Origin of the sequence: Nonomuraea sp. NPDC050680, assembly GCF_040654555.1 — a bacterium.
In the GTDB taxonomy this organism is placed as follows: Bacteria; Actinomycetota; Actinomycetes; order Streptosporangiales; family Streptosporangiaceae; genus Nonomuraea.
Window position 1 is genome coordinate 317,262 of the sequence record NZ_JBFAIF010000010.1, and the last position, 24,709, is coordinate 341,970.

The 24,709-nt window shown below is 70.5% G+C and carries 21 protein-coding genes and 1 pseudogene; 13 read left to right on the forward strand and 9 right to left on the reverse strand.

The features are described 5' to 3' along the window. Positions 1-2: 2 nt before the first annotated feature. A complete protein-coding gene (locus tag AB0H88_RS30820) occupies positions 3-572 on the reverse strand; it encodes a hemerythrin domain-containing protein (protein WP_357650580.1) in 570 nt (189 codons plus the stop codon). Between the two features lie 196 nt (positions 573-768). Here AB0H88_RS30820 and AB0H88_RS30825 point away from each other — a divergent pair, with 196 nt between their 5' ends. From AB0H88_RS30825 to AB0H88_RS30835, 3 genes are read left to right on the forward strand one after another with little or no spacing between them, the layout of a single operon-like run. Beyond that, a complete protein-coding gene (locus tag AB0H88_RS30825; RefSeq protein ID WP_357650582.1) occupies positions 769-1,206 on the forward strand; it encodes a hypothetical protein in 438 nt (145 codons plus the stop codon). Continuing rightward, complete coding sequence (locus AB0H88_RS30830; protein ID WP_357650584.1) at positions 1,203-2,426, forward strand: divalent metal cation transporter; 1,224 nt, start codon at positions 1,203-1,205, stop codon at positions 2,424-2,426. The genes AB0H88_RS30825 and AB0H88_RS30830 overlap by 4 nt, the downstream gene beginning before the upstream one ends. Next, positions 2,423-3,235 carry a hypothetical protein gene (locus AB0H88_RS30835; RefSeq protein ID WP_357650586.1) on the forward strand — a complete coding sequence of 271 codons (813 nt, stop codon included), beginning with the start codon at positions 2,423-2,425 and terminating at the stop codon, positions 3,233-3,235. The genes AB0H88_RS30830 and AB0H88_RS30835 overlap by 4 nt, the downstream gene beginning before the upstream one ends. 126 nt (positions 3,236-3,361) lie before the next feature. Here AB0H88_RS30835 and AB0H88_RS30840 read toward each other — a convergent pair whose 3' ends face one another. Further along, on the reverse strand, positions 3,362-3,949 hold the full coding sequence (locus tag AB0H88_RS30840; protein WP_357650588.1) for a helix-turn-helix domain-containing protein: 588 nt from the start codon (positions 3,947-3,949) through the stop codon (positions 3,362-3,364). Between the two features lie 294 nt (positions 3,950-4,243). Between AB0H88_RS30840 and AB0H88_RS30845 the strand changes: the two genes are divergently transcribed. Both AB0H88_RS30845 and AB0H88_RS30850 read left to right on the forward strand, forming a co-directional pair. Beyond that, positions 4,244-5,086, forward strand: a complete 843-nt coding sequence (locus AB0H88_RS30845; protein WP_357650590.1) for an LLM class flavin-dependent oxidoreductase — start codon at positions 4,244-4,246, stop codon at positions 5,084-5,086. Between the two features lie 131 nt (positions 5,087-5,217). Further along, positions 5,218-6,132 carry an alpha/beta fold hydrolase gene (locus tag AB0H88_RS30850; protein WP_357650628.1) on the forward strand — a complete coding sequence of 305 codons (915 nt, stop codon included), beginning with the start codon at positions 5,218-5,220 and terminating at the stop codon, positions 6,130-6,132. A gap of 20 nt (positions 6,133-6,152) precedes the next feature. Here the strand turns inward: AB0H88_RS30850 and AB0H88_RS30855 are convergent, their stop codons facing one another. From AB0H88_RS30855 to AB0H88_RS30880, 6 genes are all read right to left on the reverse strand, one after another. Then, a complete protein-coding gene (locus AB0H88_RS30855) occupies positions 6,153-6,287 on the reverse strand; it encodes a hypothetical protein (RefSeq protein WP_357650592.1) in 135 nt (44 codons plus the stop codon). A gap of 270 nt (positions 6,288-6,557) precedes the next feature. Then, a complete protein-coding gene (locus tag AB0H88_RS30860) occupies positions 6,558-8,354 on the reverse strand; it encodes an ABC transporter ATP-binding protein (RefSeq protein WP_357650594.1) in 1,797 nt (598 codons plus the stop codon). Next, complete coding sequence (locus AB0H88_RS30865) at positions 8,351-8,839, reverse strand: hypothetical protein (protein WP_357650596.1); 489 nt, start codon at positions 8,837-8,839, stop codon at positions 8,351-8,353. The genes AB0H88_RS30860 and AB0H88_RS30865 overlap by 4 nt, the downstream gene beginning before the upstream one ends. 72 nt (positions 8,840-8,911) lie before the next feature. After that, the gene (locus AB0H88_RS30870) at positions 8,912-9,106 is read right to left on the reverse strand and encodes a hypothetical protein (protein ID WP_357650598.1); all 195 of its coding nucleotides are present in this window, start codon (positions 9,104-9,106) and stop codon (positions 8,912-8,914) included. 74 nt (positions 9,107-9,180) lie between these two features. Beyond that, a complete protein-coding gene (locus tag AB0H88_RS30875) occupies positions 9,181-12,123 on the reverse strand; it encodes a BTAD domain-containing putative transcriptional regulator (RefSeq protein WP_357650600.1) in 2,943 nt (980 codons plus the stop codon). 9 nt (positions 12,124-12,132) lie between these two features. Next, entirely contained in the window at positions 12,133-12,570 is a 438-nt protein-coding gene (locus AB0H88_RS30880) for a S26 family signal peptidase (protein WP_357650602.1), read from the reverse strand. A gap of 141 nt (positions 12,571-12,711) precedes the next feature. Between AB0H88_RS30880 and AB0H88_RS30885 the strand changes: the two genes are divergently transcribed. Beyond that, positions 12,712-13,320, forward strand: coding sequence for a universal stress protein (locus AB0H88_RS30885; RefSeq protein ID WP_357650604.1), 609 nt, complete (start codon positions 12,712-12,714; stop codon positions 13,318-13,320). Positions 13,321-13,335: 15 nt separating this feature from the next. On the opposite strand, the gene AB0H88_RS30890 is transcribed toward AB0H88_RS30885, so the two are convergent. Next, positions 13,336-13,977 (reverse strand): response regulator transcription factor, encoded by a 642-nt coding sequence (locus AB0H88_RS30890; protein WP_357650606.1) that lies wholly within the window; start codon positions 13,975-13,977, stop codon positions 13,336-13,338. Positions 13,978-14,179: 202 nt separating this feature from the next. On the opposite strand from AB0H88_RS30890, the gene AB0H88_RS30895 reads away from it, so the two are divergent. The 7 genes and pseudogenes from AB0H88_RS30895 to AB0H88_RS30925 all read left to right on the forward strand — a co-directional run. Continuing rightward, on the forward strand, positions 14,180-15,442 hold the full coding sequence (locus AB0H88_RS30895) for an MFS transporter (RefSeq protein WP_357650608.1): 1,263 nt from the start codon (positions 14,180-14,182) through the stop codon (positions 15,440-15,442). Next, complete coding sequence (gene ppk2 / locus AB0H88_RS30900) at positions 15,439-16,275, forward strand: polyphosphate kinase 2 (RefSeq protein WP_357650610.1); 837 nt, start codon at positions 15,439-15,441, stop codon at positions 16,273-16,275. Before AB0H88_RS30895 ends, ppk2 begins: the two co-directional genes overlap by 4 nt. Positions 16,276-16,292: 17 nt before the next feature. Then, positions 16,293-19,946, forward strand: a complete 3,654-nt coding sequence (locus AB0H88_RS30905) for a nitrate reductase subunit alpha (protein WP_357650612.1) — start codon at positions 16,293-16,295, stop codon at positions 19,944-19,946. Then, the gene (gene narH / locus AB0H88_RS30910) at positions 19,946-21,598 is read left to right on the forward strand and encodes a nitrate reductase subunit beta (protein ID WP_357650614.1); all 1,653 of its coding nucleotides are present in this window, start codon (positions 19,946-19,948) and stop codon (positions 21,596-21,598) included. Before AB0H88_RS30905 ends, narH begins: the two co-directional genes overlap by 1 nt. Continuing rightward, the gene (gene narJ / locus AB0H88_RS30915) at positions 21,595-22,224 is read left to right on the forward strand and encodes a nitrate reductase molybdenum cofactor assembly chaperone (RefSeq protein ID WP_357650616.1); all 630 of its coding nucleotides are present in this window, start codon (positions 21,595-21,597) and stop codon (positions 22,222-22,224) included. The genes narH and narJ overlap by 4 nt, the downstream gene beginning before the upstream one ends. Continuing rightward, positions 22,221-22,937, forward strand: a complete 717-nt coding sequence (gene narI / locus AB0H88_RS30920) for a respiratory nitrate reductase subunit gamma (protein WP_357650618.1) — start codon at positions 22,221-22,223, stop codon at positions 22,935-22,937. Before narJ ends, narI begins: the two co-directional genes overlap by 4 nt. A 195-nt stretch (positions 22,938-23,132) precedes the next feature. Next, positions 23,133-24,563, forward strand: a pseudogene (locus AB0H88_RS30925) (GAF domain-containing protein); the annotation flags it as partial. Positions 24,564-24,709 lie beyond the last annotated feature (146 nt).

Sequence of the window (24,709 nt, forward strand, 5' to 3'; positions counted from 1 at the left end):
TGTCAGTCCTTGCCTCGGCCGGTGATGGCGTCGCGGATGCGGTCGACCAGTCCGGCGCCTGGGGCCAGCAGCTTGTTGGCGGGCGGGGTGTCGGGCGCCGAAGGGTGCGGCCTGGTCGGGGCGACCTTCTTGATCGCGTTGATCTGCGAGCCCAGGTGCCGGAGCTCTTCGGCGTCGGCGTGCTTGGCCAGCTGCGGGAACAGCTCGGACTCTTCCTCGAGGACGTGCTGGCGGATGGCCGCCATGAACGTGGTCAGCAGATTCTCGAACGCGGGGTCGTGGGTGTCGGTGCTTTCCAGGTCCTTCATGAGCTGTTCGGCTTCGGCGTGCTCGGCGATCTCGCGGTCGGCGAGGGCGTCGCCGCCGGGTAGATACTTGCGGGTGGCCGGATACAGGTAGGCCTCCTCCGCCACCGAGTGCTTGACCAGCTCGATGATCACCTTCTCGGTGACGTCGCGGATCTGCTCGTGCTTTCCGGTGCCGCGCAAGGTCTCCAGCTCGGCGAACATCTGCTCGACCTCGCGGTGGTCGGTAGTCAGGATTGTGATGACGTCATCACCATGATCGGCCATGTCAGGCGCCTCCTTCGCTGATGCGCTGCCCCTACCCGGCCGCCCTTGGGCAAACGTCCGTCGCCGGGTGCATGATCGTTGGACCGCTGGGCAGGTGCACGCTCGTGCAAGATGAGGGGTTGGTGTTACTCGCGGCCTGGGGGCAGTTCCTGGTGCTGCTGGTGCTGCTGGGCTATTTCCTGCTGCGGCGCCATACATGAGGGTCTCGTCGCGCGTCGCGCTGATCCTGGCTGTGCTGCTGCTGAGCGGCTGTACGAGTCCTGCCTGGGATGACCACGACTACGGGCTGAAGGCCGCCCAGTCGGCGGAGTCGGCCGCCTCGAGTCTGGAGATCGTACGGCTGGCCGTACGCCATGAGGGCCGCCTGACCACGCCCTACCTCAAGACGCTGTTCACCGAGACGGTCAAGGACCTGGGCAGCGTGAACAGCCAGTTCGGCGGGGTGCAGCCGCCGTCCGCCGCCGCCGATGAGGTGCGCGGGCGGCTGCTCGACCTCACGGGCGAGGCCGAGGACCAGGTGGCGTCGCTGCTCATCCAGCTCAGGCGGGACGGAATCGAGGATCCGGCGGCAGCCGAAAAGGATCTCGAAGGGGTCGCCACGAAGCTGAGAGCCTTCGAGGAGGCACATCAGTGAAGAAGCTCTTCGCGGTGACGCTGGGCATCCTCACCGCCTTCGGAGGGTTCGTCGACATCGGCGACCTGGTCGCGAACTCACTGGTCGGCGCCAGGTTCGGCATGTCGCTCGCCTGGGTGGTCGTGGTCGGCGTCGTCGGGATCTGCCTGTTCGCCGAGATGTCGGGCCGGATCGCGGCCGTCTCGGGGCGGCCGGTGTTCGACCTGGTCAGGGAGCGGATGGGGCCGCGGGCCGGCCTGGTCAACCTGGGGGCGTCGTTCTTCATCAACGTCCTTACTCTGGCCGCCGAGATCGGCGGCGCGTCGCTGGCCCTGGAGCTGGCCACCGGGATCAACTACCTGCTGTGGGTGCCGGGGGTCGCGCTGGTGGCGTGGCTGGTGATGTGGCGGGTCAAGTTCGAGACGATGGAGCGGGTCTTCGGGTTGGCCGGGCTGGCGCTGGTGGCGTTCGCGGTGACGCTGTGGCAACTCGGGCCCGACTGGCACGAGCTGGGCCGCCAGCTCACCCAGCCGCCGGCCGACGAAGGCGCGCCGACGTACTGGTACTACGCGATCGCCCTGCTCGGCGGCGCGATGACGCCGTATGAGGTGTTCTTCTTCTCCTCCGGCGGGGTTGAGGAGAAGTGGACCCGCAAGGACCTGCTCACCTCACGGGCCAACGTGTTCATCGGCTTCCCGCTGGGCGGGTTCCTGTCGCTGGCCATCGCGGGCTGCGCGGCGGTGGTGTTCTTCCCGGTGAAGGCGGAGGTCGACACGCTCGGCCAGATGCTGCTGCCCGCCGGGATCGGGCTGGGGCAGCTCGGCCTGGCGGCGGTGATCTTCGGGGTGTTCGCGGCGACGTTCGGCGCGACTCTGGAGACCGCGCTGTCGTCGGGCTACACCATCAGCCAGTACTTCGGCTGGCAGTGGGGCAAGCTGGTACGCCCCCGTGACGCCGCGCGCTTTCACTCCGTGGTGCTGGTGGTGGTCCTCATCGCGACCGCGCTGATCCTGACGACCATCGATCCGATCATGGTCACCGAGTACTCGCTGGTCTTCTCGGCGGCGGCGCTTCCCCTGACGTACCTGCCGGTGCTCATGATCGCCAACGATGCCGATTACATGGGCGACCAGGTCAACGGCCGGTTCAGCAACACCCTCGGGACCGCGTACATGATCCTCCTGCTGGTGGTGGCCGTGGCGGCCGTCCCGCTGATGATCGCGACGAAGGCGGGGCAATGAAGGCCAGGCACCTGCACGCGAACCTGCACCTGCTCGACCGGCAGGTGATCAGCGCCGACGACGGGCACCCGGTGTGCAAGATCGACGACCTGGAGCTGACCTTCGACGAGCAGGGGCGCCCCTACGTCGTGTCGATCCTGACCGGCCCGCTCGCGCTGGGCCCGCGCCTCGGCGGCCTCGTCGGCCGCCTGATGGTGGCGGTCACCGAGCTGTTCCGTCCCGAGGAGGATCCGGGCCCGCAGCGCCTCCCCATGCGCCTGGTATCCGACATCAACAGCGCTGTCACGGTGGGCGGCACCCCTCAGGAGGCGGCCCTCGAACACTGGGCCCGGGTCAACCTCATCGCCCCGCTGCCGGGCAGCGGCGCCGAGCCGGTCGCCCACGACCGGCGCCCGGCCAGGATCGGCGAGGTCACCGGCGAGCTGCGGATGAGCGCCCTGCTCGGCCGCCGCGTCGTCGATGCCGACGACAGGCCGGTCGGGCAGGTGGCCGACGTACGGCTCCGCCAGGACGGGCCGATGCTCGGCGACGTACAGAACGCTTTTCGCGTCGACGGCCTCATCGTGGTCCCTCGTCACACCGGCCGACTGTTCGGCTACGAACGCGGCCCGCACGGACCCGGGCCGGCACTCGTCCGGGCCCTCATCAGAGGACTGCACCGCGACAGCCGCTACGTCACCTGGGACCAGGTGGACACCCTGGGGCAGGACGTGCGGCTCAGCGCCGGCAAGGACGCGCTCCTGCCGCTCGCCGACCTCTACCGGCCCGGCTCAGCAGATGAGGGGCAGCAGAACGGCCCGACGTCCTGAATCCCTCATCGGCCGCGATCGACAAGGCCCGGGAGCTCGCCGGGGAGCGGACCGAGGATCCGCACACGGTCAACCAGGGCGACGGGGTGCCGCACCTGAGTTTCAAGGTGGGCCGCTAGACCCCAACTAGCGCGGTAGGCGGAGCCCCGCGATGAGGAATGCGACCAGCCGCCGCGCGTCGTAGCGGGGATCGTTCTCCGCGCCGATGCAGAGGTTCCCGACGCCGCGCATGAGCTCCAGGGCGTCGACGTCGGAGCGGATCTCGCCGGCGACGGCCGCGGCTTGGAGCAGTTGGCCGCACACAGGTACCAGCCGGTCGAGGAAGTAGGCGTGCAGGGCCTCGAAGCCGGCCTCGTCGGAGCGGAGTACGGCGGCGAGTCCGTGCTTGGTGACCAGGAAGTCGACGAACAGGTTGATCCATCGCCCCAGCGCGGCGTAAGGACTCGCGACGCCCGCCAGCAGGGCCGGCCCAGCCTCGGCGCAGGCTTCGACCTGGTGCCGGTAGACGGCGATGATGAGATCGGCTCGGGTCGGGAAGTGGCGGTAGATCGTGGCCACCCCGACTCCCGCCCTGGCCGCGATGTCGCGCACCGGCGCCTCGACGCCCGAGGTCACGAAGACGGCCGCGGCGGCGTCGAGCAGCGTCCTCTCGTTGCGCCGGGCGTCGGCCCGCTTGCGGGGCCCCGCGCCTCCGTCGCCGTCGTTCACCGTCACCGTTCCCTCCACTGCTGGGTTGCGAAGCGGAACCGTGTTCCTTATAGTAGTCGGAACAGGATTCCGTTTACCCATGATGCCAGAGCGCCGACCGATGACCAACCCGCGCATCGACATCGCGTTACATCCATGCCCGGGATCGCAGGGGATGCAAGTATGTCGATGCTATGGGCGTCGGCTGCGCATATCGGAAACCTGTTCCGTTTAGCCTTTGGCAGCGCCTAGTCAGCGCGGCCGGTGTCGAAAGGACCAAAGCCCTCAATGTCGCATACCACCCGGCCTAGCTTCGGGATCATGACCGCCCCGTCGCAGGTCGACTACCACGACCTCCTGCGGGTCTGGCGCGAGGCGGACACGATCCCCGAGATCGAACACGCCTGGCTGTTCGACCACCTCCAGCCCATCTTCGGCGACCCGAACGGAACGATCTACGAGGGCTGGACGCTGCTCTCGGCCCTCGCCGCCCAGACCCGACGACTGCGGCTCGGCGTGCTCGTGACCAGCAACCGCATCCGACCGCCCGCGATGCTGGCCAAGATCGCCACGACCGTCGACATCATCTCCGGCGGACGGCTCGACTTCGGCATCGGCGTCGGCTCACGACCCAGCCACCCCTTGGCCCGGCGCGAGTACGAAGCACACGGCCTGCCCTTCCACGACACCGCCCACGCCGTGGGCAGCCTCGCCGAAGCGTGCACGGTGATCAGGCGATTGTGGACCGAGACCGAACCGTTCGACTTCGACGGCACGTACGTCCAGGTCACCAACGCGTTCGGCAACCCCAAGCCGGTCCAGCGCCCCCACCCGCCGATCGTCATCGGCGGACGCTCGTCCGCGACGCTGCGCGTGGTCGCCGAGCACGCCGACCTGTGGAACATCCCCGGCGGCGACATCGACGACGTCGTCAGCCGCAGCGCGCTGCTGGACCGCTACTGCGCCGAGATCGGTCGCGATCCCGCCTCGATCACCCGCTCGATCCACCTGCCCGTCTCCTATGACCAGCCCGGCACCACCCGGGGCGCGATCGGCGAAGCGATCGACGCCGGCTTCCGGCACATCGTCCTGGGGCTGTCGGCGCCCTATCCCGCCGATGTCGCACGGTGGGTCGCCGACCAACTCATCAACGACAATCGCTGAAGGAGCCTCCAATCATGATCGAAACAGACATGGCCGTCACGGTCGCAGGCCGTGGAGAGAGTGCGGGAGGCGACAGTGACATGGCCGTCACGGTCGCAGGCCGTGAAGGGGGTGCGGGAGGCGACGGTGACATGGCCGTCAGCGTGCCCACTCCGGTCGTCTCGGTGAAGCCGGTGGTGCTGTCGGCCCCGGGCCGTGGTGAGGATCTGCGGGTGCGCGTGTCCGCGCCGGCGGTCGGGCGAGAACTGCCGGTCATCGTCTTCTCGCACGGCTTCGGCTGGTCGGCTGACGGCTACGCCCCGTTGGCCGACTTCTGGGCCGCTCACGGCTTCGTGGTGATCCAACCCACCCATCTCGACTCGCGGACGCTGAGCCTGCCGCCGGAAGATCCCCGTACCCCACTGATCTGGCGTTACCGGGTCGAGGACCTGAAGCGCGTCCTCGACCGGCTCGATCTCCTCGAAGCCGCCGTTCCCGGCCTCGGCGGGCGTCTCGACCGCGGCCGCATCGCCGTGGCCGGGCACTCCTGGGGCGGCCAGACGGCGAGCATGCTGCTGGGCGCGCGAGTCCTCGATTCCGAGGGCGAACCGGGGGAGGACATGTCCGACTCCCGGATCAAGGCGGGGGTGCTGCTCGCCACGCCCGGCCGGGGCGGAGCCGAGCTGAGTCCGTTCGCGGCCGAGCACTTCCCCTTCATGAATCCGAGCTTCGCGGACATGACCACGCCGGCCCTCGTGGTCGCGGGGGACCGGGACCAGTCCCACCTGACCGCTCGGGGGCCGGAGTGGTTCACCGATCCCTACTTCCTGAGTCCGGGCGGCAAGAGCCTGCTCACGCTGTTCGGGGCGGAGCACTCGCTCGGCGGAATCTCCGGCTACGACGTCGCGGAGACGACGGACGAGCATCCCGGCCGTGTCGCCCTGATCCAGCGGCTCACGTGGGCCTACCTTCGCCATGTCTTCTATCCTGAAGAGGCCGGCTGGCTCGCGGCGCGCTCCGCCCTGGCGGACGAGCCCGAGCCGCTGGGACGGGTCGAGAGCGACTGAGGCGGCCCGGGGGCGCCGGCCTATCGGTAGACCAGGTGCGCCCGGTAGCCGCCGGTTGCCGCCTGCACCTGAGCGGAAAGGACGGTGTAGCCCTCCTGGACGACGATCTGGTATCTCACCAGCAGGAGCTGGGTGGCGATCAGCTGTGTCGTCACTTGCGAATTCCAGGTGCAGGAGGGGTTGCATATCTGCGGCCGGGCCGAAATCGCGGCCGTGGACGATGCTGCGATGGCTGCTGAGGGTAAGAGCGCTGAGCCGGCGAGACCGCCGAGAATCAACGCCAGCCCGATAGCGGTACGTCTGCTGCGCACGGGACATCCTTTCGCGCGAAGGGATCACTGAAGGATCGGCTCGACTCTATGCGTGAGAAGAACCCTGTCCCAGGGCGCTGGCAGGGCATTCACCGGGCAGATCGGCGGTGAGCGCTACGCCTCGACGCGGTAGCCGCTGGCCTGGGTCTCGAACAGCCGGGCGTAGCCGCTGTCCGCGGCGATGAGATCGCCGTGGGTACCCTGCTCGACGATCCGCCCGTCGCCGAGCACCACGATGAGGTCGGCGTCCCGTACCGCGCCGAGCCGGTGTGAGACGAGCAGGCTGGTACGCCCCGCCCGGTGCTCACGCAGCCGCCGGTGCACCTCGTATTCGGCCTCGGCGTCGAGTCCCGAGCTGGGTTCGTCGAGGATGAGCAGGTCGCGCTGTTCGCGGACGAGCGCGCGGGCCAGGGCCAGCCGTTGCCACTGCCCTCCGGAGAGCACCACTCCGGTGTCGTCCTCCGGTCCGAAGAAGATCCGGCTCAGCATCGTGTCGTACCCGTGAGGCAGGGCCCGTACGGTCTGGTCGGCTCCGGACATCTCGGCGGCGGCCTGGATCCTGGTCCGGTCGGACATCGACTCGATCTCGCCGACGCCGATGTTCTCCGCCGCGGTGAGGTCGTAGCTCATGTAGTCCTGGAAGAGCACGCCCATCCGGGCGCGGAGGTCGGCCGGCGGTACGTCGCGGATGTCCACGCCATCCCAGAGGATCGCCCCGCGGGAGGGATCGTAGAAGCGGCACAGCAGTTTGATCAGCGTGCTCTTGCCGGCTCCGTTGAGCCCGATCAACGCGACCGACGCGCCGTGGGGGATGGTCAGGTCGACGCCGCGCAGCACCCAGGGGTGGCCTTCGGCGTACCGGAACCAGACGTCGCGCAGTTCGATGCCGCGCCGCAGGGCGGGCAGCGCGGCCGGCCGGTGCGGCGGCGGGAGGTCGTCGGACAGCGACATCACCCGCTCGTGGTGGTCGAACAGGAGCAGTGAGTGGCCGGCGTTGGCCGCGTTCTCCACGGTCGCGATGAGGGCGGCCTGGGTGCCGGCCACCGCGGCGGCGAAGGCCGTGACGTCGCCCAGGGTCAGCCGCCCGGCCAGGGCCGAGTACACCGCCCAGACCAAGCCGATGCCGCTGACCAGGGCGGACAGGGTCGCCAGTGACGACTGCGTGAGCGCTTCGCGCCGGTCGAGGCGCCGCTCGGCCGTCTGCATCGTGGTGAGCTCGCCGATGACCCGGCGCCGGAGGAAGTCGCCGAGCCCGAAGAGCCGTACCTCCTTGGCGGCCTCCACGTCGGTCAGCAAGGAGGAGTAGAAGATCTGCCGGCGGGCCGCCGCCGACTGCCCGGCGAGCATCTTGGTCCGCCGCTTCTCCAGGGACATCCTGGCGGCGAGGGTCGGCAGCGCCGCCACCGCCACCAGCCCGGCCATGAGCGGGCTCAGCACGGCCAGAGCGCCGAGGAGCCCGGCCAGGGCGATGACGTTGCGGCAGAGGTCGAACAGGCCCGAGGTGATCGGCCCCATCGCGCCGCCCGTGGCCTGCGTGGCCATCCGCAACTCGTCGAGGAAGGCCGGGTCCTCGAAGCGTGACAGCCCTTGGAACTGGTTCACCCTCGTGTACAGGCGGTCCTGGAGCATCAGGTCGAGCCGGCGGTCCGACTCGCCCCGCAGGTATCCCGTGACGTGCGGCAGCACCCCGGAGGCCAGCCCCAGCGCGACGAGCCCGGCGACCGGGCCCAGCGCCCGTTCCGCGAGGCCCGTCGCCAGCCCGTCGATGAGCAGTTTCGTCGCCCACACGGCGCCCGTGGGCAGCAGCCCGGACAGGACGGTGACCACCAGCTGGGACACCGCCAGCACAGGTCCCGTCCGCCAGCACAGCAACCCCAGGGTGGCGGCCCGCCGCAGCCGGTCCGAGGTCATCCGGCGCTCGCCATGGCGGCGAGTTCCGTGTCCGCGGCCAGCACTTTGCCCTCCTGGTCGGCCCGCAGGAAGGTGGGGAAGGCCTCCACGCCGAGGGCGTGCGCGAGCCGGTCGGCCTCATCGCCCGTGATCACGCTCGACACGCCGCCGACCACGGTGACGAGGTCGGCCACCTTCGCGCCGTCGCCGGTGATGACCGCCAGGGCGGGCTGCTTGCCCGCCTCCTCGGCGAACTGCGGTGCGCGCTCGTGACACGTGCTGCAGCCGACGTCGAAGAAGCCGACCAGCCGCGCGCCCGCCGCGGCCTCGGGCAGCGTGCGACCGACCAGGACGCCGGGATCGTACGGCATGAGCATCGCGTGTCCGGCGAGGCGCTCCAGCTCGGCGGTGTGCTCGCGGAGCCGGCGCAGCACCCCCAGGTTGAGCACCAGGTTGAACAGGCACAGGAGGGCGACGAACACGACAGCGGCAACCAGGAAAGCCATCAGGCAACAACCTCACTTGAGCGAGCCGGGGGTCTGGCGGCGGGTGACCGCCGCCAGACCTGCGTGTCCTACCTAGCCGCCACAGATTCTGAACGCGTAGCAGGCTCCGCATCGGGTCGTGCCGCCGGCGGTGGTGCAGAGCTTGCGGAAGTCGGAGCGCTCCCGGCAGTAGCAGTGGACGTACCACTCGGCGGCTGCCTTCGCGGACGCCTTGGGCACCAGCTTGCCGAGAATCCGGTCGCCGAGCCGGCCAAGAACAGCAGTCATGGACTCGTTCCTTTCGTAGCGATGCGGTTAGCCGAAACCTATTCGGGCGGCATACAGCACCCCATACAGCCGCGCTACAGCCGGGCGGTGAGCAGCCTTTCCAGCACCGGATCGCAGCGCGTCGCGGGATCGGCGAACAGTCCCGCGGCCTTGCCGGCGTCCGCCGCGGCACGCGGGTCGCCGAGGGCCGCGCGTGCTCTGGCGAGCTGGCGGAGGCAGGCGGCGTGGCCGTACGCGTCGCCGATCTTGGTGGTCAGCTCCAGGACGCGGGTCAGGTCGGCCATCGCCGCGGCCGGATCGCCCTGCCGCAGACGGATCTCGGACCTGCTGAGCAGCACCTCCCACTGATCCTCCCGGTTGCCGGTCGCCTCGCAGTGGACCAGTGCTTCCGCCAGTACCGCCAGTGCCTTGTCCCGCTGGTCGAGCAGGCAGTGGGCGCGGCCGAGCGCGGCCAGGGTGATGCTCTCGCCGTACAGGTCGCGATCGGCCCGCCGGATGGTGAGGCACTGCTCGAAGCGGTCCACCGCCTCGGTGTGGCGGCCCAGCCGGAGCAGCACCTCGCCCAGGTTGTGCGAGACCAGCCCGACCCGGTTCGGCCGGTGCGTCTCGAGCAGCAGCAGGCCCGCGCCGATGTGGTCGAGGGCCGCGTCGAGATCCCCGGTCCGCATGCACAGCCAGCCGAGGTTGTGCAGCGCCAGCCCTTCCTCCCCGCGCTCGCCCACGGCACGCCAGAGATCGAGAGCGCGGTGCAGGAGGGCGCGGGCCGCCTCTGGCCGGCCGGACTTCCACTCCAGCAGCCCCAGCGTCGCCAGCGTGGCCGCCTCCGCGACGCGGTCCCCGTCACGCCGCGCGACCTCGATGGCGAGCCGCGCGATGGTCTCGAGCTCGCGCCAGTAGCCGCTCTTCATCGCGATGGCCTTGATCAGGGCCGTCAGCTCGATGACGAAGCCGGCCGGCTTTCCCTTCGCCGCCTGTACGGCCGCCGCCACCAGGCACGGCAGGTCCGTGTCCAGCCACCGTACGGCCGCGGCGAGATCCGGCAAACCCACATCGGAGGCGTTCTCGCCCCCGCCGGCGGGCATCAGATGCGGTTGCAGCAGGGTCTGCAGCCGGCGGAGGCGGTCGAGGTACCACTCCAGGGCCCGTCCGACCGCCCGCGCACGCTCCTGCGGCGTGTCATGGACGGCGGCCAGCTCCGCGGCGAACAGTCGCAGCAGGTCGTGCATGCGGAACCGGCCGTCGCCGACCGGTTCGAGCAGCCGGGCCTCGGTCAGCTCGTCGAGCGCGGCCTCCGCCGTCGTCTGGTCGACGTCGGTCAGCGCGGCGGTGAGTTCGACGCCGACTTCGGGCACCTCCAGCACGCCGAACGCCCGGAAGGCAGCCTTCGCGGTGCTGGTCAGCGTCCCGTACCCGACCTCGAAGCAGGTACGCACCCGCAGGTCGGCGGCCTGGAGCTCGTCCAGCCGCCGTCGCTGGTCGCCCAGTCGCTCGCCGAACCGGGCCAGCGACCAGTCGGGCCGGCCCGCCAGCCGGGCACCGGCGATGCGCAGGGCCAGCGGATGGAAGCCGCACGAGCGCGCGATCTGCGCGGCCGCCTCCGCCTCGGCGCTCACCCGCTCCGGACCGGCCAGCAACCTCAGCAGGCGTACCGACTCCACCTCGTCGAGCATGCCGACGGCTAGGGGCACGGCGTCCATGGTGGTCAGCGCGGCGCGGCTGGTGACCAGCGCCGCGCAGCCGCCGCCCGCCGGCAGCAACGGCGTCACCTGGGCGGCGCCGACGGCGTTGTCGAGGACGACCAGGACGCGCCGGTCGGCCAGCAGCGACTGGTAGTGGGTGGCCGCCTCCGCCGGCGCCGCCGGGACATCGCCGGGCGGCACCCCGAGCGCGCGCAGGAAACGGCCGAGCACCTCGGCCGGTCGCAACGGTGGCAGGCCCGGCGTGGATCCCTGGAGATCCACATAGAGCTGGCCGTCGGGATAGCGGTCGCTCACGCCGTGTGCCACCGTCAGGGCGAGCGCCGACTTGCCCGCCCCGCCGGGCCCGTGCAGCGCCACCACAGGCGGACCCGCTCCGCCGGGACCTTCCAGCGCCGCTGCGGGCGGGCCCGCGCTGGGACCGATCATGGGCGCGCCCGTCTCCCCGTACAGGACGGTGTGCAGGTGGGCCCGCTCGGCCGAGCGGCCCACGAACACCAGGGGCGCCCGGGGAAGCAGACGTGGCCGCGGGCGCCCGTCGTCGACGGGCACGGCCGCGCTGTCACGGCCGGCCGCCAGCAGGGCGGTGTCCCTGCGCAGGATCGCCTGCTGCAGCAGGCGCAGGTCCGGCCCGGGATCGATGCCCAGTTCGTCGGCCAGGACCCGGCGGGCGGCCCCGAACGCGTCCAGCGCGCCGACCACGTCGCCACAGCGGTAGAGGGCCGTCATGAGCTGACCGTGCAGCCGCTCGCGCAGCGGATACTGGCGGATCACCTCGCGCAACCGCGTGGCCGCGAGCTCGTTCCTGCCGAGGGCGAGCTGGATGTCGGCGTGTTCCTCCACCACGCCCAGGTAGTTGTTGGTCAGGCGGGCGACCACCTCGCGCAGCGTGGGCCCCAGCGGCACGTCCTCCGCCGCCGTCCCCTCCCACAGGGCCAGGGCCTGGGTGTAGGCCTGCTCGGCGGCGCTCGTGTCGCGCTTGGCCAGCGCCTGGCGACCGCGCGCGGACAGCGCCTCGAACTCCAGCAGGTCGAGCTCCTGCGGTCCGGCCCGCAGCAGGTAGCCGACGTCGGAGGTGACCAGCCGTTCCTCATCCGGCAGTAACTTGCGCAGCTGCATGAGGTACGTGCGCAGGTTCGCCACCGCCGACCGGGGTGGCCGCTCGTCCCACACCTCCGCCACCAAGGACCTGATCGGTACGACGTGACCCGCCCGGGCCAGCAGCATGGCGAGAACGGTACGTTGCTTGGGCGCCGTGATCCTGACCGGCGATCCGTTGACCTGGATCCGCATCGGCCCGAGAAGTCGAAACCGCACCATGGACCCGCTTTACAGCGCCGGTCCGCCCAACCGGCGCAGCGCGACACCGAGCAGGCGGTCGGCCTCGAAGAACCCGCGCTGCCGGGAGTCGACGCTGTCGATGTTGTCACCCAGGACGACCAGCGCGCCGGCGGGCACCCGGGCCACGCCGTCGCCGATCCCCGGGGGCACGGGGTCTCCGGGTAAGGCGACGGCGCGCTTGATGTTCCACTGCCGGCCGTCCGCGCCCGGCGGTCCGAGCCCCGCGGGAGTGAGCGGCGGTTCGAGCACGACCACGTCCCCCGTGGTGACCTGGTCGATGCGGCGTCTGCGTACCAGAACCCGATCTCCGTCGGAGAGCGTCGGGGCCATGCTCGTCCCCTCGACCGTGACCACCACGTAGCGCCTTCGCGCCCACAGGGCGCCCGCCACCGCCGCCAGTACGAACCCACCGATGATCATCTTCATGGCGCTCTTCCACGGTCAGCCCTGCGAGGAATGAGTGTTCCCGCGAAACGATCTACGTTGGGACGCGGCCCTGTCAAGGCGGCGAATTTTGAGAAGTGAATTCTGGGGATTAGTCCGCTACAGGACCAATGACAGTCATATTTGGGACTGATCGACGAGCTGATCCGTGAGTCGGAGTCGGCCGAGAGCCTGGTGCTGGGCAGCAGAGGACTCGGCGGTTTCAGCGGCATGCTGCTCGGCTCGGTCGGCACCGCCGTCGCGGGCCACGCGCGGGGCCCGGTGGTGATCGTCCGCGGGCGCGGCCAGGAAGAGCACGGCCGGATCGTCGTCGGCTACGACGGGTCCGCGCACTCCGAAGCCGCCATGCAGTACGCCATCGACCAGGCCCGTGCCCGCCACGCGCGGCTGCATGTCCTGTATGCCTGGCAGCTCCCGATATTCTCCCCGTACGCGGCCGCCTACGACAGCCTCCTGGAGAACGCCTTCCAGCAGGAGGTCCGTACGGCCGGCGAACGGGTGACCCCCTGGCGCGAGAAGTACCCCGACGTCGAGATCACCGACGCGCAACTGTGCGAGCACCCGGCCGGCGCACTGATCAACGCCGCGACCACGGCCGACCTGGTCGTCGTCGGGTCGCGGGGGCTGGGCGGCTTCGCCTCGGCGGTGCTGGGCTCGGTCAGCCGCGCCGTGCTGCACCACGCCACCTGCCCGGTCGCGGTCGTACGGCCCCACCGGGAAGCGACCCGCTGACCGTGGATGATGCCGTCAGTCGTGCCGATCTGCCCGCAGTCGTGCCGAGAGCGCCGCCGCCTGGGTACGGCGTTGCATGTCGAGCTTGGACAGCAGGTTGGACACGTAGTTCTTGACCGTCTTCTCGGCCAGGAACATCCGCTCGCCGATCTGCCGGTTCGTCAGCCCCTCACCGATCAGGTCGAGGATGTTGCGCTCCTGATCGGACAGTGCCGCCAGCGGGTCCTTCCTGGCGGCCTGCTCCCGCAGCCGCTGCAGCATCGCCGCGGTGGTCCGCGGGTCGAGCAGTGACTGTCCCGAGGCGACCGTGCGCACGGCGCCCACCAGGTCGGAGCCGTGGATCTGCTTGAGCACGTACCCGGCGGCGCCCGCCATCACCGCCTCGAACAGCGCGTCGTCGTCGGCGTAGGAGGTCAGCATCAGACACGCCAGCTGCGGCAGCCTGGAGCGGGCCTCGCGGCACACGTCCACGCCGCTGCCGTCGGGCAGCCGGACGTCCAGCACCGCCACATCCGGCTTGAGCACCGGAATGCGGGCGATCGCCGACTCCGCGGTCCCGGCCTCGCCGATCACCTCTATGTCGTCCTCGGAGTCCAGCAGGGCGGCCACGCCCCGCCGTACCACTTCGTGATCGTCGACAAGGAACACACGAATCATGCTCCGACGCTAACCGGCCAGACCAACCACGGAATAGGGGCCAAAGTCCCAAAAGCGGGTGAAGACCAAAGCACTCAATAGGCAGGACTTTCGCCACTAGGAGGCATGAAGCTTCTGCTATTGGATGCGAGGGGATGTGACAGGGCAAAAACACCAAGCGGCAGCGGGTAAACGATGGATCGGCGCGACAGGGACGGATGAGATGAGCACCGACAGGACCGACCGGCCAGTCCCACGCGGCGACACCCGCCGGCCGGCGCTGATGCTGGCGTTGGCGACCGTGGGATTCGCGGTGAACTTCTGGGCGTGGGCGCTGCTCAGCCCGCTGGGCCCGCGCTTCAAGGAGCTGCTGGGCCTGTCGGCCGCCCAGCAGGCGCTGCTGGTCGCGGTTCCGGTGATCGTCGGCTCGGTGGGCCGGATCCCCGTGGGGGCGCTGACCGACCGGTTCGGCGGCCGGGTGATGTTCCCGCTGATCTCGGCGGCCACCATCGTCCCGGTGCTGTTCATCGGCCTGGCCGGGCGGGGCTCACTGGCGGTGCTGCTGGTGGGCGGGTTCTTCCTGGGCATCGGCGGGACGGTGTTCGCGGTGGGCGTGCCCTTCGTCAGCGCCTGGTTCCCGCCCGAGCGCCGTGGCCTGGCCGTCGGTGTCTTCGGCATGGGGATGGGCGGCACCGCGATCAGCGCGCTGACCACGGTCAAGCTGGTCAGGGCCGGCGGCTCGGTCACCCCGTTCCTGCTCACCGCGGCCGTGCTCGCCGTCTACGCCGTTGTGGCCTGGTTCGCGCTGCGGGACGCCCCGGGTCGTACGGCGCCCGCCCAGTCGACCATGGCGCGGCTGGGCGCGGCCGTGCGCCTGCCGATCACCTGGCAGGCCTGCGTGCTGTACGCGGTGACGTTCGGCGGGTACGTCGCCTTCTCCGTCTATCTGCCGGTCTACCTGCAGTCGGCCTACGGCCTGGAGCAGGCCGACGCGGCCAACCGGATGGCCGGGTTCGTGATCCTGGCGGTCGCGATGCGGCCCATCGGCGGCTGGCTGTCGGACCGGATCGGGCCGATTCGCGTACTGGTGACCGTGTTCGCGGTAGTCGCACTCTGCGCCGCGGTAGAGGCGTTCACGCCCCCGCTGATGATGCTGGGCACGATCGCGTTCCTGGCCACGGCCGCGGCGCTCGGCGCCGGCAGCGGGGCCACCTTCGCCCTGGTCGCGGTGGCGGCCCCGGCCGACAAGGTCGGCTCGGTCACGGGCCTGGTCGGCGCCGCCGGTGGGCTGGGCGGGTTCGTGCCGCCGCTGGTGATGGGGTTCGTCTACGGCCTGTTCGGCTCCTATGGGCTGGGCCTGGCCCTGCTGGCTGGAGTCTCGGTGCTGGCGCTGGTGCTGACCGTCACCGCGGTCCGTGCCACGGCCATGCGACGCTCCGCCGGGCCGCCGGTTCCGTTCGGACCGTCAACCGAGGAAGCCCGATGAAGAGGCTGCCGCGCAAGACGTACGAGAAGGAACTCTTCCGCCTGCAGGGAGAGCTGGTGAAGCTGCAGGAGTGGGTGCGCGTGGAAGGCCGGCGGGTGGTCGTGATCTTCGAGGGGAGGGACGCGGCGGGCAAGGGGAGCACGATCAAGCGGGTCTCCGAGTACCTCAACCCGCGCGTGGCGCGCATCGCCGCGCTCCCGGCGCCGACCGAGCGCGAGCGGTCGCAATGGTACTTCCAGCGCTACATCGAGCACCTGCCCGCCGCTGGGGAGATCGTGCTGTTCGACCGCAGCTGGTACAACCGCGCGGGTGTCGAACGGGTGATGGGATTCTGCACCCAGGAGGAACACGCGCGGTTCCTGCACCAGTGTCCGATCTTTGAACGGTTGCTGGTGGAGGACGGGATCCTGCTGCGCAAGTACTGGTTCTCGGTGAGCGACGAGGAACAGGAACGGCGATTCCACGCCCGGCTGAAGGATCCGATGCGGCAGTGGAAGCTGTCGCCGATGGACCTGGAGTCGATCACCCGCTGGGAGGACTACTCCAGGGCCAAGGACGAGATGTTCGTGCACACCGACATCCCGGAGGCGCCGTGGTACGACGTGGAGAGCGAGGACAAGCGGCGGGCCAGGATCAACATGATCGCGCACCTGCTGTCCACGATCCCCTACGAGGAAGTACGGCGTGCGGAGCTGAAGATCCCGCACCGCCCTCCCGCCACCGGCTACCGGCGACCGCCGCGCAGGCCGGAGACCTCCGTGCCGGACCTCCGCTTGCCGTTACCTGACTATCGAAGCGCTGATGGAGGGGCATGTCCAGGTTCGAGAAGCTAGATGAGGGAGCTGTGCGTATGGCGGGTATGGACGGGCCGGTCAGCGACGCCCTGCTGAGACTCGGCCGGCACCTGCGCCCCGGCGCGGTCTCCGACGACCTGCGGACCCTGCACCAGATCGGCGGACGCCAAGGCGACGCCTTCTACCGCGACCGATGGAGCCACGACAAGGTCGTCCGCTCCACCCATGGCGTCAACTGCACCGGCTCCTGTTCCTGGAAGGTGTACGTCAAGGACGGCGTGATCACCTGGGAGGCGCAGCAGACCGACTACCCCAGCGTGGGCGGCGACCGGCCCGAGTACGAGCCACGCGGCTGCCCGCGCGGGGCCGCCTTCTCCTGGTACACCTACTCGCCCACCCGGGTCCGTTTCCCGTACGCCAGGGGCGTGCTGGTGGAGATGTACCGGGAGGCGAAAGCGAGGCTGGGCGACCCGGTCGCGGCCTGGGCGGAGATCACCACAGACCCGGACAAGCGCCGCCGCTACCAGTCGGCCCGCGGCAAGGGCGGCCTGGTCCGCGTCACCTGGGACGAGGCCACCGAGATCATCGCCGCGGCGCACGTGCACACCATCAAGACCTACGGCCCCGACCGGGTGGCCGGCTTCTCCCCGATTCCGGCCATGTCGATGGCCTCCCACGCGGTGGGCGCCCGGTTCGTGTCGTTGATCGGCGGGGCGATGCTGTCGTTCTACGACTGGTACGCCGACCTGCCGGTGGCCTCCCCGCAGGTGTTCGGCGACCAGACGGACGTGCCGGAGTCGGCCGACTGGTGGGACGCCGCGTACCTGATGCTGTGGGGCTCGAACGTGCCGGTCACCCGCACGCCCGACGCCCACTACATGGCCGAGGCGCGCTACCGGGGCCAGAAGGTGGTGGTGCTCGCGCCCGACTACAACGACGCCGCCAAGTTCGCCGACGAGTGGCTGGCCCCGCACCCGGGCACGGACGGCGCGCTGGCCATGGCGATGGGGCAGGTGATCCTCAAGGAGTTCTTCGCCGACCGGCCGACGGCCTGTTTCACCGATTACGTCAAGCGCTTCACCGACCTGCCGTTCCTGGTCCGGCTGCGGGAGCGGGACGGGTCGTACGTGCCGGACAAGTTCCTCACCGCTGCCGACCTGGGACAGGAGGGGGAGGAGGCGGCGTTCGCCACGGTGCTGCTGGACGCGGGAACCGGCGAGCCGGTCGTGCCGAACGGCTCGCTCGCCTTCCGCCACTCCGAGCAGGGGCGGGGCCGCTGGAACCTCGACCTGGGCGAGGTGGACCCGCTGCTGACCGTCCTGGGCGAGCAGGCGGTGACGGTCGCCCTACCGCGCTTCGACGGGCACGGCGACGGGGTGCTGGAGCGGGGCGTGCCGGCGCGGCTGGTGGGCGGCCACCTGGTCACCACCGTGTACGACCTGATGCTCGCCCAGTACGGGGTGGCCCGCGACGGGCTGCCGGGGCGCTGGCCGAGCGGGTACGACGACGCGGCGGAGCCGTACACCCCGGCCTGGCAGGAGGCGATCACCGGCGTGCCCGCGAACAAAGCAGCCCGCATCGCCAGGGAGTTCGCGCGCAATGCCGAGGAGTCGGGCGGCCGTTCGATGATCGTCATGGGGGCGGGGACGAACCACTGGTTCCACTCCGACACCATCTACCGCTCGTTCCTGGCGCTGACCACGCTGACCGGCTGCCAGGGCGTCAACGGCGGCGGCTGGGCGCACTACGTCGGCCAGGAGAAGTGCCGCCCGATCACCGGCTGGGCGCAGCTCGCCTTCGGCCTGGACTGGTCGCGCCCGCCCCGGCAGATGATCGGCACCGCCTACTGGTACCTGCACACCGACCAGTGGCGCTACGACACCTACGCGGCCGATGTCCTCTCCTCGCCGCTCGGCGACGGCGCGTTCACCGGCAAGGCCACCGCCGACCTGCTGGCGCAGTCGGCGCGGCTGGGCTGGATGCCGTCGTACCCGACGTTCGACCGCAATCCGCTCGACCTGGCCGACGAGATGGCCGCGGCGGGCGCGGAGGCGGGACCGTACGTGGCCGAGCAGGTCGCCTCGGGCCGGCTCGGGTTCGCCTGCGAGGATCCCGACGCGCCCGCGAACTGGCCGCGCGTGCTGACCGTGTGGCGGGCCAACCTGCTCGGCTCATCGGCCAAGGGCAACGAGTATTTCCTGCGCCATCTGCTGGGCACCGACTCGGCCGTGCGGGCCGAGGAGGCCGCGCCAGGACAGCGGCCGCAGAGCCTGACCTGGCCGGAGCAGGCGCCGCGCGGCAAGCTCGACCTGCTGCTGTCGCTGGATTTCCGGATGACCTCCACCACGTTGTTCTCCGACATCGTGCTGCCCGCCGCCACCTGGTACGAGAAGCACGACCTGTCCTCCACCGACATGCACCCGTTCGTGCACGCCTTCACCCCGGCGATCGACCCGCCCTGGCAGACCCGTACCGACTTCGCCGCCTTCCACGCCATCGCCAGGGCCTTCAGCGCCCTGGCCAGGACCCACCTGGGCACGCGCACGGACGTGGTGGCCATGCCGCTGATGCACGACACGCCCGACGAGCTGGCCACCCCGCACGGGCGGGTGCACGACTGGCGCGTGACGGGCCGGCCGCCCACCCCGGGACGCGACTTCCCCAAGATCGTCACGGTGGAGCGCGACTACGGGGCGGTGGCGGAGCGGATGGCCGCCCTCGGGCCGCTGCTGGAACGGCTCGGCGCCACGACCAAAGGGCTGACCTACGACGTCTCCGGCGAGATCGACCGGCTCGGCAGGATGACCGGCACCGTCCGCGGCGGCAGCGCCGAGGGCCGCCCATCCCTGGCCCGCGACAGCGACATGTGCGAGGCCATCCTGGCCCTGTCGGGCACCACCAACGGGCACCTGGCCGCCCAGGGGTTCGCCACGCTCGGCCGGCGTACCGGAACGTCGTTCGACGGGCTGGCCGACGAGCACAAGCAGATCACCTTCGCCGACACCCAGGCCCGGCCCGTGCCCGTGATCACCTCGCCGGAATGGTCGGGCAGCGAGACCGGCGGGCGACGCTACTCGCCGTTCACCATCAACGTCGAGCACCGCAAGCCCTGGCACACGCTCACCGGCCGCCAGCACTTCTACCTCGACCACGACTGGATGCACGAGGCCGGCGAGGCGCTGCCGACCTACCGGCCGCCCCTCGACATGACCGCGATGTTCGGCGAGCCCGGCGTCGGCGACTCCGGGGCAGACGGCATAACCGTGCGTTACCTCACCCCGCACTCGAAGTGGTCCATCCACTCCGAATACCAGGACAACCTGCTCATGCTCACGCTCTCCCGAGGCGGGCCGACCATCTGGATGAGCCCGGCCGACGCGGCCAAGGCGAAGATCCGGGACAACGACTGGATCGAGGCGGTCAACCGCAACGGCGTCGTCGTGGCCCGCGCGGTCGTCTCCCACCGGATGCCCGAGGGCACCGTGTACATGTACCACGCGCAGGAACGCGTCGTGGACGTGCCCAAGAGCGAGACTTCCGGGCGGCGCGGCGGCATCCACAACTCTCTCACCCGACTGCTGGTCAAGCCCACCCATCTCATCGGCGGATACGCCCAGCTCAGCTTCGCCTTCAACTACCTCGGGCCCACCGGCAACCAGCGCGACGAGGTCACCGTGATCCGCCGCCGCTCTCAGGAGGTCGACTACTGATGCGGATCATGGCACAGCTGGCCATGGTGATGAACCTGGACAAGTGCATCGGCTGCCACACCTGCTCGGTCACCTGCAAGCAGGCCTGGACCAACCGGGCCGGGGTCGAGTACGTCTGGTTCAACAACGTCGAGACCCGCCCCGGCCAGGGCTACCCACGCACCTACCAGGATCAGGACAAGTGGAAGGGCGGCTGGGAGCTCAACCGGCGCGGCCGGCTCCGGCTGAAGGCGGGCGGGCGGCTGAAGAAACTGCTCACCATCTTCGCCAACCCGCTCATGCCCTCCATCCAGCAGTACTACGAGCCCTGGACCTACGACTACGACCGGCTCTTCTCGGCTCCCGCCACCGAGGACACGCCCGTCGCGCGGCCCAGGTCGCTGATCACGGGTAAGCACACGAAGATCACCTGGAGCGCGAACTGGGACGACAACCTGGCCGGCGGCCCGGAGCTCACCGCCGCCGACCCGGTTCTCCGTAAGCTGTCGGACCAGGTGAAGCTGGAGTTCGAGCAGGCGTTCATGTTCTACCTGCCGCGCATCTGCGAGCACTGCCTCAACCCCTCGTGCGTGGCCTCCTGCCCGTCCGGCGCGATGTACAAGCGCTCCGAGGACGGCATCGTCCTGGTCGACCAGGACCGCTGCCGCGGCTGGCGCATGTGCGTGACCGGTTGCCCGTACAAGAAGGTGTACTTCAACCACCGCACCGGCAAGGCGGAGAAGTGCACCTTCTGCTACCCCCGGGTCGAGGTCGGCATCCCCACGGTCTGCTCGGAGACGTGCGTGGGCCGCCTGCGCTACCTCGGCCTGCTGCTCTACGACGCCGACCGGGTCGCGGAGGCCGCCTCCGTCCCGGACGAGAAGGATCTGTACGAGGCGCAGAAGAGCGTGCTGCTGGATCCGCACGACTCCGAGGTGATCGCCGCCGCCCGTGCCGCGGGCATCCCGGAGGACTGGCTGGAGGCGGCCCGGAACTCCCCGATCCACCAGCTGATCTTCGAGTACGGCGTGGCCCTCCCGCTGCACCCGGAGTACCGCACGATGCCGATGGTCTGGTACATCCCGCCGCTGTCGCCCGTGGTCGACGTGCTGGCGAAAACCGGCCACGACGGCGAGGACACCGGCAACCTCTTCGGCGCTATCGACGCCCTGCGCATCCCGATCGGCTACCTGGCCGAGCTGTTCACCGCCGGCGACCCCGGGCCGGTGCGGGCCGCGCTGCGCCGCCTGGCCGCCATGCGCTCCTACATGCGCCGCCTCAACCTCGGCCAGGACCCCGACGAGTCGATCGCCGCCGCCGTCGGGATGAGCGGCCGGCAGGTCGAAGGCATGCACCGGCTGCTCGCCCTGGCCCCCTACGCCGAGCGGTACGTCATCCCCAATGCCCACGCCGAGCAGGGCGCGCGGCTGGAGGAGAGCGCCACCGGCTGCAGCCTCGACTACGAGGGCGGCCCTGGCATGGCCGGCCCGTTCGGCGAGTCCTCCGGCCTGCCCGCCCCGGTGGCGGTGGAGACCTTCCACGCGCTGCGCGAGCGGCAGTCCGGCGACGACCTGGAGGACGCCGACGAGCTGCGCGGCCGCGTCAACCTCCTCAACTGGGACGGCAAGGGCACCCCTGAGGGGCTGTTCCCGAGAAGAAACCGGAACACATGATGAGAACTCTGGGAGAAGGCGAGCTGCGTACCGCCCACATGGTGGCCAGCGTGCTGCTCGGATACCCCGACGACCGGCTGTACGGCGCCCGCCAGGTGCTGACCGAGGCGGCGATCGCGCTGCCCGCCGGGGAGGTCCGCGACCGCCTGACCGCCTTCCTCGACCACGTCGCGGGCACCGCCCAGGCCGACCTGGCCGCCCACTACGTGGCGACCTTCGACCTCAAGCGGCGCTGCTGCCCGTACCTGACGTACTACGCCTACGGCGACACGCGCAAGCGCGGCGGGGCGCTGCTGCGTTTCAAGCACGCCCTGCGCGCCGCCGGCTTCGAGATCGCCGACGGTGAGCTGCCCGACCACGTGGCGGTGGTGTGCGAGCTGTCGGCCCGCGGCGCCGTGCGGGAGGCCCGGCGGCTGCTGCGGGAGCACCGGGCGGGCCTGGAGCTCCTGCGCACGGCGCTGGAGGACGAGCGCTCACCGTACGCCGACGTGGTGGCCGCCGTGGCCGCCACACTGCCCCCGGCCGGCCCGCGCGAGAAGGAGGCCGCGCTGCGGCTGGCGGCCGAAGGACCGCCCGCCGAGGAGGTCGGACTGGAACCCTACGCCGTCACGGAGGCATCCCGGTGAACGCCCTCGACATCCTGCTGTGGGTGGTGGCGCCCTACGTGGCACTCACCGTGTTCGTGCTCGGCCACGTGTGGCGCTACCGCTACGACAAGTTCGGCTGGACCACCCGCTCATCACAGATGTACGAGTCGCGGCTGCTGCGCGTCGGCAGCCCGCTGTTCCACTTCGGCATCCTGGTCGTCCTGCTCGGCCACATCGGCGGGCTGGTGATCCCCAAGAGCTGGACCGAGGCGGCAGGCGTGAGCGAGGCGGCCTACCACGCCGGCGCCGTCCTGCTCGGCACCATCGCGGGCCTGGCCACCCTGGGCGGCCTGGCGATCCTCATCTACCGCCGCCGCACCGTCGGACCGGTGTTCACCGCCACCACCCGCAACGACAAGCTCATGTACGTGGTGCTGAGCGCCACCATCGTGCTCGGCCTGGCCGCCACGGTGGCGGCCAATATCGTCGGCTCCGGCTACGACTATCGCACCACCATCTCACCCTGGTTCCGGTCGATCTTCTTCTTCAGCCCCGACCCCTCGCTGATGGCCGGCGCGCCCATCCTGTTCCAGTTGCACGCTCTCAGCGCGCTGGTGCTGTTCGCCATCTGGCCGTTCACCCGGCTGGTGCACATGCTCACCGCGCCCGTCGGCTACCTGACCCGTCCCTACATCGTCTACCGCAGCCGCGCCGACCAGCCGACCGGCTCCCGTACGCCCTGGCGCTCCTGACCGATGCGGCAGCACCGCTCGAATGCCGGCCGCGAGCTCGGGCGGCGCAGAGCGGGGCGGCCGTAGGGCGGAAGTCCTCTTCAGGCAGACCCGACGGCCGTGCCGGAGCCGCGGTCGCATCCGTACGTGAGCTTTACCGATCGAGCGTGCGGGGCAGAATATGCGAGTATGAGTGATGGATCGGTGATGCCCCCCATGCGGCTGGACGAGCTGCTGGCCGAGCTGCAGGTACGGCTGAACACTGTGCTCGCCACGCGTGACCGCGTCCACGCGCTGCTGGACGCGGTGGTGTCGGTGGGCAGCGATCTCGATCTGGAAACGGTGCTGCGGCGGATCGTGGAGACCGCGACCAACCTGGTGGACGCCAGTTACGGCGCACTGGGGGTGATCGGTCATGGGAGCACCCTGATCGAGTTCATTCCCGTGGGATTGAACGAGGAAGAGATCGCCAAGATCGAACACTGGCCGCACGGGCTCGGCCTGCTCGGCTTGTTGATCAAGGACGCCCGGCCGCTGCGGCTGGCGCGGATCTCCGATCACCCGGAGTCCTACGGTTTCCCGCCCGGACATCCGCCCATGGGCACCTTCCTGGGAGTGCCGATCCGGATGCGTGACGAGGTGTTCGGCAACCTCTACCTGACGGAGAAGCGCGGTGGCGGCGAGTTCGACGAGGAGGATGAGGCCGTCGTCATCGCCCTGGCCACCGCGGCGGGCGTGGCGGTGGAGAACGCGCGCCTGTACGAGCAGACCCGGCGGCGGGAGAAGTGGCTGCGGGCCTCCTCGGAGATCACCACCAGCCTGTTGTCCGGCACCGATCCGCGCGACGTGCTCGTCACGCTGACCAGCAAAGCCAAGGAGATGACGGATGCCGACCTGGTCGAGCTGATGATGCCCGCCGACGGCGGCACCCGGCTGGTGGTGGAGATCGCCGAGGGCGACCGGGCGGGCGAGCTGCTGGGCAGCTCGTGCGCGGTGGCCACGACGATGGCGGGGGAGGTCTACACCCGCGGCGAGTCCCTCACCGAGGGCGACATGCGGCTGCTGGTGCCGTTGGGCGCGCCGCCGTCGGTACACGGGGTGGTCGCCATGAGCAAGCGCTCGGGGCGGTTGCCGTTCAGCGAGGCCGAGGGCCACATGCTGGAGGCCTTCGCGGGCCAGGCGGCCATCGCGATGGAGCTGGCCGAGGCGCGTCGCGACGCGGAGCGGCTCGGCCTGCTGGAAGATCGCGACAGGATCGCCAGGGACCTGCACGACGTGGTGATCCAGCGGCTGTTCGCGGTGGCCATGACGCTGATGGGCGCCATCAGGCTGATAGAGCGTCCCGAGGCCATGACCAGGGTCCAGCACGCCGTCGACGAGCTGGACGAGACGATCCGGCAGATCCGGGCCAGCATCTTCGCCCTGCAGGGCTCGGGGACGAGCGGGCTGCGCGGCCAGGTCGTCGAGCTCGTCGGCGGGGCCGCCGCGCACCTTGGCTTCCGTCCCGGACTGCGCCTGGAGGGGCAGCTCGACACGCTGGTCAGCCAACCCGTCGCCGAGCAGGTGGCGGCCGTGCTGCGCGAGGCCCTGTCCAACCTGGTACGGCACGCCAAGGCGACCAAGGCCGACATCCTGCTGGAGGCGACGGCCGGCCGGCTGACCCTGGTCGTCACCGACAACGGGGTGGGCATCGAGCCCGCAGCGCTCGGCGATCACCGAGGCCGAGGCGATCCGGTCGAGACGGAAGACCCGTACGTCATCGCGCAGGCGGCACCACGCCACGAGATACCAGA